Raw genomic sequence first — 12,434 nt, forward strand, 5'->3', positions numbered from 1 at the left:
AATACCAACTCCCTCACCCCTAAATTCTTCCTCTCACAGCATTTCGTCGGAATGCCATTTTGTCAAAACTATGAACTAGTGACGATGTGGTAATCCCAGTGAGAAAATTCCAGATAAGCGTCCACGGTACAAGTCCACCAACATCATCAGCATCGTTGCTAGGTGATTTCCACCCCGAAGTACTCGCTTGAAGCCACCATATCAGTGCCAGTATTAAACACGCCACAGAGAACGCGATGCCAAAGCGGTAGACCCATCTACTGGCAGTTTGCTGGTCCCTGAACCCTATCGAAGCCGCCTTCGTCACCAGAATCAATACAGGAGCTGCACCTAGTGAGAACGTCCACGCCGCCCAAGTCACTGGGCAGCCACCCTTCCGTCTAGGTTGAGGATGAACCCGCGAGCAAGGCCTGCCTTGTCGGGATCTGAAACTCCTCCAAAAACAGTGCCTTCAGCAGCCAACACTGCAGTACGTGCGGCATTAAACGTCCCGTCGCTCGTCTGCACCAGGGGCGCTCCAGCAATCTGAATGGCCTTCTCGTAGTTCGAGCCGAATCGAAGTGCCTTGAAGGCGGAGTAACGCGTACGCCAACCCGCTGTGCTTCCAGTACCAAAGTATGCACGGAAAAGGCTCGCGAACGAGGCTGTGGGGGAAAGGCGGATCTTATTTCCTAGAAGAAGAGCGTCAATGTCCTGTAAGAGGTCTGACCAGGGGAAATGATTGTCCGGGTAACTTTCCTCGAAGGCACCGATAAACACCTTGGAGAAACCCTCAGCGTTATAGCCGGCTCCAAACTTGGTGAAATCAGCCTGCGTCTGGATGAGGTCTCCTGCCCAACCGCCGAGATCACCCAAGTTCACGATTGCACTAGTCACAGTTGGTACACCGTTGTAGACCACCGCGCTTGCAGCAGCGCCGAAGTGCTCTAGACCGTAGAGCCTCGAATTGCCTGCCGACGCCAGTGTCGAAGGCTCGATCATTGACTTAATTCGCGCAATCTTTTTCGAAGATTCTACGTAGGTTGTGAATTTGGCCGACACGGATCCCGCAATGATCGTCCAAAGGGGATTGATCACGTATTTGTCGTCACCGGCTCGAAGGTAGTTTATGACAAGCATACTGGCAGTAGTACCAGCAGGCTCGGCGGCGCCGGTAGCCAGCCAGTCCACGGCGGCCTGCTGCAGCGAATCTATGTAGGCGAACACCTCGTAGTTTACAGAGAGCGAACTAGCCGGCGGAACCTGAGCTGGGTCTATTCCACTCATGACGTCTTTATCAATGTTGATTGCACCTACGCCGGTACCGACCATGTATTCCTTGATTTGGTCAAAGGCCCAGTTCTTGGGTAGAGAAAAGCCGAGATTTCCACTGTAGCCAGTGGACATTCCGCTGACAAAACTATAATCTGCCAACTCGGCGTCACTAACTATGCGACAAGTATTGCGTGCACCATAGACCCCGACGAGGTAGTTGCTACCGATTTCCTTAAGAGCGGCCGCGATTCCCTGGAAGTGCGGAACGACATTGCTGTAGACTTCGTCTTCTAGTGCATCGAAGTCTACGGCGAAGTAAATAACGGTGTCTTCTGCAAAGCCGTAACTTTTTGCCGCTACATGTGCACGACGGGCTGCGTTGCGCCCATTGGAGGCATTGAAAAATTCGACTCCAGTTCCGCCTTCTTGGAAGATGGGGAACACCCGCATACCTGCCGATTTGATGACAGCCAGTTCGCCAGGTTTAATGTTTTTATCGGTTGCGTCGGGGATATTCGGGGTATTTGTGAGGTATCGACCGATGGTTGTGTAACCGAGGCTCTTAAGGGTAGCTGCGCGGTCGGCCGTTATGGTGGTGATGCAGTCGCAAGCTTTCGCCGACCGCTCGGGATCGCCTGTCGAAACCAGTAGCGACGCCCACGTTGGAAAGTCAGCTCGCCCGGAGAGGCTAAGTAAGGTGAAAGTTTGGAATGCCTTGACCTTCGTGGTCATTGCAGATGAGAACACACCATCATACGCCCCGGTTGAGTAGTCGTTGAAAACCAAAGCAGCCTGAAAAAGATGGACGAAGTATTTTGTCGAGTCTGTCGATCCCTGCGTGACGTTGGCCGCGGCGCTGCTTAGGCCCATTTTTGTAGCGGGCCCCAGTGATCCGTTTGCAACTCCATCTGCCATTCCGATCTCGTACTGGAGAGCGTACATCAGTCCGCGTTGTACGTCTCTTGAGTAGATCCCGTCACAAGGAACAACGTAGAAATCCGCACGTCCGATATATCGAGAGTTGAAGGACTGTTGTATGGAACGAATCAGTGATGTTCCACCAAACACTTGAACGTATGCGTCCATAGTGAGTAAGCTCTTGAAGAGCTTCGGAAAGATGATGGCTTGTGCCGACAGGCCGAGATCCACGCGAGCCGCAACCACGTTGGCCTTCGTGACTGAGTCCCAAGGGCCGAACTGCTCTTTATAATCACTTCCGAGGTACCCTTTACACCAAAGGGCACATTGAGCGATCGCCTTTATGTTGGTGTTGGTGGTTGACTCCGTAACCGAAGGAAATTTCGTGGTCAAGGTGGACAGAGTTGTCGAACCAAAACTGTCTGACAGGGTAGTAATCCCAAGCTCGTGCTGTAGTGCGCGAGTAAGGGCGAACATTGTTCCCCAGCCAGTGAGGCCGTTCGTTGGCGCCGGCACAAAGCCCGGAACGCCACTATATGTCGCGTTGACCCATTGCTGAGACTTAAGAACCCAAGGATCAGACATGTAGTTACGTAGTTCCCGTCGTAGAGGTGGTGAGGTTCGGCTGGCCTGACGGAGTCAAATCGGTGACCTCGGCTGGAAGGTTGCGGCGCCAGCCGCTTGCGCTAGGTGGAGATCCAAGGAGAATCGACGCGTTGACAATCGACCTCGCCTCCGCGGTGTTTTTGCCAACCGCTTCGAAGGTAAATTGCACTGACTCACCTTGAGGGAGGGAACGCAGAATAGTAGCGATTCGCTCCCCACTGTCCCAGCCATAGTTGCTGTCTGGCCAGACGTCGCTCGGCAATGTGCTGGTTTCGATTGGGTTTTCTTTGACGATGAACGCTAGGTCAGTGGTGGGTGTGCCAACTCTTATTAGAGGAATGTCCTCCAAGTATTGGTCGTCGATCACGATCGACAACGACGTTCCTTCGGGAACAGGTGCGGGTCCCAGGCTCACAAGAGTGACGGCGGATGGATATCTGTAAGTTCGAGATGATGCAAGATCCAATTGTGCCCATTCGACCTGGATTTCTGCCCCCCAGGCGTCAACCGGGGTCTTTTGAGGATCAAGCGGTTGTTCTTTCCTTGCGAGCTCCACGCCCGCCTGATCTGTCAGAACTACCAGGGTCGAGTAGAGATCGTCGGTTCCATCATTCGGATAGGCCGGCGGCATGAACGTGGGTGTCAGGAAGGTGAGCACCCTGGGGGAATAGTCGCTAAGTGTAACCTCATAGTATGAGGTTATGGTCGTGGCCGTCGTTTTGGTTCGACTACGGCTGAACACACTATAGATATTATCGTCTTCGACGATCAGAAGTGGTTGTGATGAGAATAACCGACTGTCATAGGTCAATTCGAGAGTAAAGGTTTGCAGGTTCGTAACTCGTATCCGCTCGTATGACGAGTCCGGATAACTGAATACACCCGACAGGTCGGAGGATAGAACTTGTCTGACAACTACGGGGACGGGTTCGAATACCGCCTCAGCCGGTCCAGTAGGGCCTTCGCTGGCGTGAGCGTTGTCAGCGCCAGTCGTGATCGGGGACGCCAGAATCACAGTTGTAGCGGAGGCGCCAGTCATAAAGAGTCTTCGGGAGATCACGGGGCCTCGGTCCACTTTTTCTTGTTGCGACGGCTGAGGTAGCCGGAGGGCAGCTCATCTAGTCATGTATAGCCGGTGTCGACGAGTTAGTCCAGGATTGGTTTTCAGGGCCCCAAACGGGGGTGTCCTCGTGTGTGCTGGCCGCGGACGGCCGCGACATCCAGTCCAGGAGGTTGTTCTGCTAGGTTCCGGATCTTGCGTCTGCGGTCAGCGCATGAGCCAGTACTTGTAGGGAGCTGCTGTCTGGCTTCGTCGCTGGTACCTGGGCCTTGCTTGCGGCGATCTTCACTTTGGAGACCCGTACGAGGCTTTCGGCCAGCCGGCTAGCCCGGCAGGCCGGGTGGTGCGGAAACGGTGTGGTGCTCAGCGGATTCGCCGTTGCCGTGATCAAGCACTTCGGCTTGCCGACCGAGACGAAGGCGGACATCATCGAGTTCGCTGGCACGACGAAAACTGACGACGACGTGTCGACGTCGAGTACCGCGGCCCTTCGATCGTCGCCCAGTCCTCAACGGCTCACTCGGTGCCGACGCAATCGGGCGGTCACCGACGAGGGGGAATCTATGTCCAGACAGCTACTCCGCTAGTGTCGGTTGCCCCTGCTGTCGCTCTCCGTGAGCTGCAGTCGAACTGCACGGCGAGCACGTCGGTGAGGTCGGTCCGGTAACCACGACGGAGCCCGGGAGCCAGGGCCTGCGCGCGTCGGGAAACCCCGGTGTCGTCTGCACGGGATTCGGCCCGAGCGCCATCAGACTCGTCGAACAGGTCGCTCCGCCGGTCGGCGACTACCGACGATCGACTCGGTGTGTTCTACTTCTGCATCACTCAGTGACGTGACTGCCAGATCGCGGGTCGGTCCCTGGCGGCTCGAGGTCATCCGAACTCGCGTGCGAGCCCGGCAAGGAGCTCCTGAGCGGCCATCATCGCGACGAGTCCTTCTTCTGGAGTCTGGGCACCCAGTGCGGCGCGAATCGGGGCCAGCCCGGCTGTCTCCTTAGCCGATTCGACCAGCGGCTGGGGGCCGGTAGCCACGGCGGCGGACGCGGCGGCGAGGAGACCAGGCTCCGCGCTGAACGGGTGGTGCCATAGCTTTAGGACTTCGTCGCGAGCCGCACCGGGCGAAGCCCCATGTCGAACTGCGAAATCGCGAACGCTGACAGGAGCTCGGCGTAAGGGGTCATGGTCCGACTGCCTCGATGATGAACGGAAGGTACTGACGCACCTGGTCCTTATCGCTCTCCTGCTCGTCGGGTGAGAGATCGGCGTACGGCGTTTTGATCTGCGTCGTCCATCGTTCCACCAGATGCGCAGGGATGACGAGCGATCCGTCCGCCCGAGGTTCGCACTGATCGTGGAGGTATTGCTGCCAGTGAGCCCACCGGCGATGCTCTGCATCGGCCAGGTGTTCCAGCAGCTCGGAACTCTCGAGGGCTTTGCGAAGAGACCTGTCGTCGCTCATCAGATCAGCCCGCTGTCGAGAAGATTCCAGTAGTGCTCACCGAGGACTGTCAACTCGCAGCCTTTGCTCTCCATCGCTGCGTTCCACATGTGTTCCGCTCCTGAGGGTCGGACGAGGTTGACCTTGACGAGCTTCTGCAGCGTTGCGAACGCTGCCATGTTTTGTGGGTCCGGAGCGACTACTGGCGGGTTTTCGACTCCGGACCGGACCGGTTCGTAGCTCGGATCGAGGGTGAGCACAGTGGTCGGCGTCGGGAACAGCTCTCGGAGCTTCTGAAGGTCGCTCAAGGCGATAGGCGGTTCGGCTTGGCGGAGGGAGATGAACGTCTTCACGTTCGTCTTGAAGACGGGGCGCTGTGCCCAGGGGCCGAGTGACTGGTCAATGTGGGCGTAGACGCTGCCGGGAGTGACGTCGCCGACGAGGTTCGCGGCGGCTCCGGAGAGTGCGTCAACCAGCAGGTTCGTGAAGACGCCTGACCCACCGCCCGGTGTTTCAGAGGCGTACTGAGTGGCCGTCGACGCGGTGAGGATGGTCACACCATCGGAGATCTCAGCGTATGCGGAGGTGGAGTGACTGCCAGCGACGCCGCTGTGGCAGCTGTCCAGGATGATGACCTTGTTCTTGGCGGGGGAAATGTTGGCTAGGGTCATCACCTCTGCGAGTGATACGCCGTCGTCGCCGGAGGAGGCGTCGCTGGCGCAGAGGTACCCGCCCGTGTCCTCGATGTAGCCGTGGCCGGCGAAGTACAGCAACGCGATCTCGGCGTCGTCGGCGAACAGTTCCCGCACAGCATCTTTGAGTTCGTGCCGGGTCACCGTGGAGCCGGGGCCGGTCCCCGCGAGAAGGTTCGGGGTGGGGAAGTTGAGAGTCCCGTCAGCATTTCGCTCGAGCGCGGCCTTGACGTTGTAGGCGTCGTTGACGGCACCGCTCAGCTGTTGGAAGCCGGGGTTGTCGTAATGATCGATCCCAACGATCAGTGCTTTGCGCATCGATTCAGAGCGAGTCGATGAAGGCATTGATGTTGGCGTCGCTCCAGATCTTCGTTGCCACACCTGCGAGGGCGGTCCGGTCGTTGGTGTAGGCCCAGATACCGAGGATCGGCTTGCCCTCTTCCTTGGCGCAGGCGATCTCCCACTGCTGTCCCACCGAGGTGAGCGAGTTCTTGCTCACGAGGACGATCACGCCGTGGGAGCGCTTGATGCGGGTGCGGACCTTGTCCTTCCACCCTGAGTCGTAGGCCTGCTTCACTGACATGTCGATGAACTCGTATGGCGCGCGAGGGCTCAGGGACTGGCCCTTGAGGAAGTCGCGGGAGCGCTCATCCTCGATCGCGAACGCAACGAAAATAACCTTCGTGTCTGCCATGACAACCTCTACCGTAGCTCAGCGGAACCGGATCGGTTCCTCAGGTAGGGGTCATCGTACTGCTGAAGATCGACATTCGGTGGTCAGTAGCTGTGAGTGAGCCGAGTACCACCATAACGCAAGATGCGCGTTGCTACTGCTTCGGAAGAGGAGGTTGGATCCTCGCGGACGCGGGCCGAACGGCGGGCTTCTGCTGGTTTCCCGCGGGCTGGATCCCGAGCTCGTTGTGAGAGTCAGATGTCTTCGCTGTCTAGCTCATCGTTTGGGCGGCGGGGGCGGCTTGATCTGAGAGGACGCCGGCCGCGGGGCAGGCTGGAACTGGATGCGGGCGGGCCGGATCCCTCGCTCTTGGGTGGGCCGCGGTTCCGTCCTGCGGCACTGGCCGGGCTGTACGTTCGTCATGCTCGAACCTCCTGATTCCAATTCTCTCCCGAGGTGGACCTGTTGCCTACGTCGATCTGGGGCGTTGCCCTGTACGTTTTCGCGCTCTTCCCAGGTATCGCGTTCATCTTCGACCATGAAGGGCACCGTCCTGTCTCCAAGCGATCTGCGCTCCGGGAGACGGCCACGGTCGTGTTCGTCAGCGCGATCTGCGCGGCGGTGCTCGGAGTCGTCGTGGCGATCGTTGCAGCCTTCTGGCCCGAGTTCAGAGGTACCGTCGGCGGTCGGACCGGCGGGAACCTGACGTGGGCGCTCGAGAACCGGCCGGTCGTGACACTCTTCGCGATCGTGACGCTCGTTCTCGCCACGCTGCTCGGCCGGCTGATGGGCTCGAAATGGGCGTTCGAAAAGGGTCTCGAGAAATCTACGACACGCACCACTAGCTCAGTCCTCGTCCTGCGGCGCCGGCGCGACCGCACCACGGCTGGAACGACGCTCCTGGCGCAACCGCCGGTCTACCGGCCAACCGAAGTTCTGCGCGCGCAGCGCCGCGGGCGCTCGACACGCCCGGCCCGCGGCCACCTCGAACCCCTGCAGGGACGGTGGACATAACATGGCGAGACCTTAGGCGCCGGACGTGACCGTCTAACGGGGTACCGCAACGATTCGTCGAACGCGATCAATGAATCGGATCCCGCCCTGGCCCAAGTCAGCCTGGGAAAACTGGTCCGGAACAGCAAAGCGACTTAGGTTTGTTGTGGAGCGCGGGAACTCGAAACTATCTATTCCATGAAATGCAAAAACATTAGGGAAGCGCATGAAGAAACGTTCGAAAGCCGTATTCGCCACCTTCCTGGCGATCGGCCTTGTGGCCAACCTGGCGCCAGCCGCAAATGGTGCTGAAGCCCGCTATGGCGAAGCCCGGTGTTCTGGCTCAGTTGAACCGACTTCTGGTTCTGTCGGTCCCGGCACCGTGGTCCACCAAATCGGTCCCGGCGTCGGCTACTACGAGAAGACATATAACAACGGTAACGTGAGTGCCATCCGATGGTTCCAGATCGGTGAAGATCGCGCCATGTGGGCGACAATCTCTCAAACTTTCCATGTCACCTCGTGGCTCTGTCGCGATCAGGGTCTCTACGCGAACTAGAGACCCGAGGCGTAAGCTTGACCCAACGGCCCTGCAGGCAGCATTGACAGGGCCGTTGGCATTTCCAATACTTGCAGACCAGGAGACTGAATGCGTCGATTGAACGCCACCGCCACCATTTTTCTCACCGCCGTACTTGTTGCCGGATGCAGCAGTCAAGGTGACTCGACAGAATTGAACGAGGAGCAGGGTTCAGACGTTCCCGTTGCATCTTACGGAGGCACCGAGCAAGCTTGGTCGGACTTTCGAGCCAAATACCCGACGGTTGATCGCCCAGTTGTAGAAGTGGTGCGAAAGGTCTCACTCGATGAGTGGCCAGCTTCCCAAGCCGAGTGTATGACCGATGCAGGTTTTCCTAAAGAGGTAGATAACGGCGGCATTGGTGGTTTTGTGCCGGAGGGACAGGAGGAAGCTCATGATCTAGCGTCCTACATATGCTCTGCATCCTACCCTCTCGATGATGAGTTTTCGGCTCCTTTATCGCGGTCGCGTCTCACGGAGCTCTATACGTATTTCACGAACGAATTGACACACTGCCTTGAGAGCAATGACCTTCAGCTTGAAGCGGCCCCGAGTCTGAATCGGTTCCTCGATACGTACTACACGCCTGAAAGCTGGTCGCCGTTTAACGACGTCCTTGCAAATCCTGAAAGTCAAGATCGGTATGAAGAATTGGCCGAGTCCTGTCCGCCAATGCCTCTCGACTTCACTTCGGGGAAGGGCTGACCAGTGCGCTTACTCGGCTTAACCTTCGGAGCGCTCCCGGCCGCTGCATTGTCCGTGGGCTTGGTTGGCTGCTCCCCCGCGGAAGAATTTGTCGCACACAGCCCGGCAAGCTCCCCAACTGAGTCTTCAGTTCAACCCGTCAACCCGTCCGAAGATGAAGTCGAAGACGGCGGGATCGCCCCAACGGCGTCTGCGCCCGGGCCCATCCTTGATGCCGGGCCGATGGACGGCGCCACAGGCGCTACACTGCTGAACGACGATGGCTCCATAAAGGGATACGTGGTTGCAGAAGGAGACGTAGCGATCGCGATCTGCAAGCGATACAATCTTGCTCTGGCACAGATCGCTGACCCTGCCACTGGTTTATGGCTCGGTGGCTACCCTCAGCTCCAGATCGATCAGGAGATTACATTTCGCCGCGCAACATCAACGCCATCCCCGGTTCCGTGATGAGATCGTCGGCACGCAGGAGCGACGGTCCCCCGAAACGTCGACGGCGAGACGTGCTAGCTCTTGTCTTCGCGAGTGTCGCTTCTATCGCAGGAACCGCCGTAATTACTGTCTGGAGCTTCGATCAAACCATCCCAGATGCGAGCCCTAATACTCCGCCCGCGACCTTCTCGACTGTCTCGGCAATTGAGGGAAGCGTGGGGTCGACGTTGAACTTATCCGTTTCCGCAGCGTGGCCATCGGCTGCCGTTGGTTCCAACTCCGCTGCGGGAGTGGTAACGTCGGTCGACATAGAGAACGGGGAAACAGTGAATGCCGGCGCGGTTTTGTATTCGGTCAACTTGAACGACGTCACCGTGGCCCAGGGCGAAATACCGGCCTTTCGCGACCTTGCTCTCGGATCGAAGGGCGCCGATGTGGGGCAGCTCCAAGCTTTTCTCAAAGAAGTGGGTATGTATTCGGGGAAGGTTGACGGCGAGATTGGACCACTTACTGCGGACGCGGTGAAGCGCTGGCAGCTATCCCAGGGTCGTGAACCGACAGGCGTCGTTCGAGCAGCCGACGTAATATTTGTTCCAGTTTTGCCCGCCCGCATAAAGTTAGATGAGCGAGTGGTGTCGCGCGGGGCGCTGCTTACCGGCGGGGAACCTGCCATATTTGCCACCTCAGTGAGTCCACGGTTTAGCGCGTCGGTAACTCCTGAGCAGGCGACTTTGATCCCTACAGGCGCGTCGGCCGCCGTTGACGCTGGTGGAAGGGATTGGCCCGCAACCGTCGTTTCGTCCTCGTCAACCGACAGCAACACTACAACTCTCGTGCTAGAAGGTCCCGACGGCGCGTCGGTATGTGGAACGGAGTGTGATGCTGTCCCAATTGACGGCTCCACTACGTATCGGTCGAGGATCGTTCTCGTTCCTGAAGTGGACGGTATCGTAATTCCGATTGCGGCAATTCGATCGACTGTCGATCAATCAACGTATGTCTTGGTTGCAGACGGCAATCGTGTTGAAATCAGATTGATTGCTTCAGCACGAGGCCAAGCTGTAGTTGAGGGCGTCGAAGTGGGTACGATCGTCCGAGTTGGGTCTGAGGCAGAGTGAGCGGCAAAACGGCTCGACTCGAGCTGCAAGGCATCGATTTTCAGTATGGTACTTCGCGAATAGTTCATTCTCGTTGGAGCGGCAGGTTTCACGCGGGTGAAATCACAGCGCTAACGGGACCTAGCGGAAGCGGCAAATCCACTTTACTCTATATTGCTGGCCTTCTGCTCAGTCCAACTTCAGGGCATGTCCTCGTTGACGGCTTGCAATTAGATAGCCTGAGCGATCGCCGCAAGGCCTGGAGTCGTGCTCATCGCTATGGTTTTGTATTCCAGGACGCCGCGCTCGATTCTTCTCGTACGGTTCTTGATAACATCATTGAATCGGCGCTCTATCGAGGTGATAACCAACGGGATTCCATCTCCAGGGCACTTTTCCTTATAGAGTGGCTCGGGGTCGACGTTGACCCCCTTCGCCGCCCCGGCGAAATTTCTGGAGGCCAGGCTCAGAGAATCAGTCTTTGTCGCGCGTTACTCGGATCGCCCGATATAGTAGTTGCCGACGAGCCTACTGGGAATCTGGACGTTGAATCTTCGAAGAAGGTGATGGGCGCACTTCGATTCGCAGCAGACCAGGGGGCGGCCGTCGTCGTCGCGACACATGATCTTCAATTCGCGGCCGCGTCGGACAAGGTCTATCGTCTCTGATGGCCAGGGTCCTCGCATTCATTCGGGAAGCTTTCCGTTCGGCCAGTTCGAAGACTGTCTTACTGGTCCTGATGATCGTGGTGGTCGCCGCCACCACCTCCACGCTAGTACTGACAGCTGGCCGCACTCAGGCACTAGAGGCTGCAGTAATCTCCCAAGTGGACGAAGCCTCGAGCAGAGCAGTCGTGCTTTCGCTAGGGGACGACGCCGGCGTGAAACTGGACGTGTCGAATACCCTCGGAGCAGTCAGAGGAGTCAGCTGGGTCGGCGCATTCGGCGCCGCTGTCGATGCCGAGAACGGCCTAGTACCCGGCGGACGCCGGGTGACAGTGCGGACGCTGAGTAGTCACGCAGCAGGCGAGGATCTGCTACCGAGAGATCAAAATCCCTCCTCTACGGTGGCCCTGGCCAGCGAAGAGGCTTTGAAAACGCTGGGATTCGATACCGCGAGCGGCTTCATCGTGACGTCGACCGGAGAGGAAGTCAGCATCGGGGGAAAGATCACGCCGCCTTCGTATCTCGCAGATCTTGAGCCACTGATATTAGTTCGCGGTTTGCAAGCCGATACGGAATTGGCATCGATCATCATCGTCGTCGCAACCCGCGCCGCTGACGTTCCGGCCCTTGCCGCAACACTTCCGCTTCTAGTGGGTGCCAATGATGCAAGGGCGGTTACTGTTAAATCAAGCGCGGCCGTTGAACTGCTCCGTACGGGCGTCCAAAGCGAGCTGGCGACCTCGACCTCAGTCTCGGTGTCGCTTGCGCTTTTAGGGGGTGGACTCTTAGTCACGCTGCTCGTGATGTCAAACGTTGTTCTGAGGCGGCGCGATTACGGGCGACGTCGCGCACTTGGCGCGTCGCGCGGCTTTGTTGTTGGGTTAATCTGTCTCGAATGTTTATGCGCGGCCGTGCCTGGAGCCCTCATCGGCACGACCGGATCATATCTGCTCCTTAGCTGGAATGGCGTCCCAGTCCCGGACTCGAAGTTTGCATTTGCTACCATCATTCTTGGGTTGATAATTTCGGTGCTATCCACCATTCCGCCGGCTCTCGTCGCGGCGAATAGGGATCCAATCGCTGAGCTGCGAGTTCCGTGAGTGCATGCACTGCTCCACCACTCTACGGTTGAGGCTAGGGCGTCAGCTACAGTCTTGTCGAATCTGGCGGATTCGAGATACATGCAATTCAAAGCCAATCAACACGAGGTCTGCAACTTGTTCCGCACAGGCGGGACGCGTGAAAGATCCAGAACGGCCGTTCGCGGAAAGGTGCCGACGAGCCTGTCACGCTGTGTGCGTAAGTGCGTGGTCTTCGGGGG

General features: G+C 58.0%; 11 protein-coding genes. 6 read left to right on the forward strand and 5 right to left on the reverse strand.

The window, feature by feature from the left end; genetic code table 11:
• Positions 1-357: 357 nt before the first annotated feature.
• The 5 genes from ACH61_RS16340 to ACH61_RS11095 form a co-directional block, all read right to left on the reverse strand.
• Positions 358-2,757, reverse strand: coding sequence for a glycoside hydrolase domain-containing protein (locus ACH61_RS16340; protein WP_082845209.1), 2,400 nt, complete (start codon positions 2,755-2,757; stop codon positions 358-360).
• A gap of 4 nt (positions 2,758-2,761) precedes the next feature.
• Complete coding sequence (locus ACH61_RS16900) at positions 2,762-3,436, reverse strand: hypothetical protein (protein ID WP_132505900.1); 675 nt, start codon at positions 3,434-3,436, stop codon at positions 2,762-2,764.
• A gap of 1,579 nt (positions 3,437-5,015) precedes the next feature.
• Positions 5,016-5,297 (reverse strand): hypothetical protein, encoded by a 282-nt coding sequence (locus ACH61_RS11085; RefSeq protein ID WP_068212085.1) that lies wholly within the window; start codon positions 5,295-5,297, stop codon positions 5,016-5,018.
• The gene (locus ACH61_RS11090) at positions 5,297-6,286 is read right to left on the reverse strand and encodes a caspase family protein (RefSeq protein ID WP_068212087.1); all 990 of its coding nucleotides are present in this window, start codon (positions 6,284-6,286) and stop codon (positions 5,297-5,299) included. The genes ACH61_RS11085 and ACH61_RS11090 overlap by 1 nt, the downstream gene beginning before the upstream one ends.
• A gap of 4 nt (positions 6,287-6,290) precedes the next feature.
• Positions 6,291-6,662, reverse strand: a complete 372-nt coding sequence (locus ACH61_RS11095; RefSeq protein WP_068212088.1) for a TIR domain-containing protein — start codon at positions 6,660-6,662, stop codon at positions 6,291-6,293.
• Between the two features lie 435 nt (positions 6,663-7,097).
• Here ACH61_RS11095 and ACH61_RS11100 point away from each other — a divergent pair, with 435 nt between their 5' ends.
• The 6 genes from ACH61_RS11100 (at position 7,098) to ACH61_RS16355 (ending at position 12,213) form a co-directional block, all read left to right on the forward strand.
• Complete coding sequence (locus ACH61_RS11100) at positions 7,098-7,655, forward strand: DUF6338 family protein (protein WP_068212089.1); 558 nt, start codon at positions 7,098-7,100, stop codon at positions 7,653-7,655.
• Between the two features lie 205 nt (positions 7,656-7,860).
• Positions 7,861-8,193, forward strand: a complete 333-nt coding sequence (locus tag ACH61_RS16905; protein ID WP_132505906.1) for a hypothetical protein — start codon at positions 7,861-7,863, stop codon at positions 8,191-8,193.
• Positions 8,194-8,292: 99 nt separating this feature from the next.
• Entirely contained in the window at positions 8,293-8,919 is a 627-nt protein-coding gene (locus ACH61_RS16910; protein ID WP_132505909.1) for a hypothetical protein, read from the forward strand.
• A 722-nt stretch (positions 8,920-9,641) separates the two neighbouring features.
• Positions 9,642-10,469: a peptidoglycan-binding domain-containing protein gene (locus ACH61_RS16345; protein WP_158286145.1), complete on the forward strand. Its 828-nt coding sequence runs from the start codon at positions 9,642-9,644 to the stop codon at positions 10,467-10,469.
• A complete protein-coding gene (locus ACH61_RS16350; protein WP_236713647.1) occupies positions 10,466-11,116 on the forward strand; it encodes an ABC transporter ATP-binding protein in 651 nt (216 codons plus the stop codon). The genes ACH61_RS16345 and ACH61_RS16350 overlap by 4 nt, the downstream gene beginning before the upstream one ends.
• Positions 11,116-12,213, forward strand: coding sequence for an ABC transporter permease (locus ACH61_RS16355; RefSeq protein WP_082845211.1), 1,098 nt, complete (start codon positions 11,116-11,118; stop codon positions 12,211-12,213). Before ACH61_RS16350 ends, ACH61_RS16355 begins: the two co-directional genes overlap by 1 nt.
• The last annotated feature ends 221 nt before the right edge of the window (positions 12,214-12,434 follow it).

This window comes from Rathayibacter tanaceti (assembly GCF_001634385.1).
GTDB lineage: Bacteria > Actinomycetota > Actinomycetes > Actinomycetales > Microbacteriaceae > Rathayibacter > Rathayibacter tanaceti.

Coding starts and splice junctions, on each gene's coding strand:
- ACH61_RS11085 (WP_068212085.1), bottom strand. CDS start 5,297: ATGAGCGACGACAGGTCTCTTCGCAAAGCCCTCGAGAGTTCCGAGCTG.
- ACH61_RS16340 (WP_082845209.1), bottom strand. CDS start 2,757: ATGTCTGATCCTTGGGTTCTTAAGTCTCAGCAATGGGTCAACGCGACA.
- ACH61_RS11095 (WP_068212088.1), bottom strand. CDS start 6,662: ATGGCAGACACGAAGGTTATTTTCGTTGCGTTCGCGATCGAGGATGAG.
- ACH61_RS16905 (WP_132505906.1), top strand. CDS start 7,861: ATGAAGAAACGTTCGAAAGCCGTATTCGCCACCTTCCTGGCGATCGGC.
- ACH61_RS11090 (WP_068212087.1), bottom strand. CDS start 6,286: ATGCGCAAAGCACTGATCGTTGGGATCGATCATTACGACAACCCCGGC.
- ACH61_RS16355 (WP_082845211.1), top strand. CDS start 11,116: ATGGCCAGGGTCCTCGCATTCATTCGGGAAGCTTTCCGTTCGGCCAGT.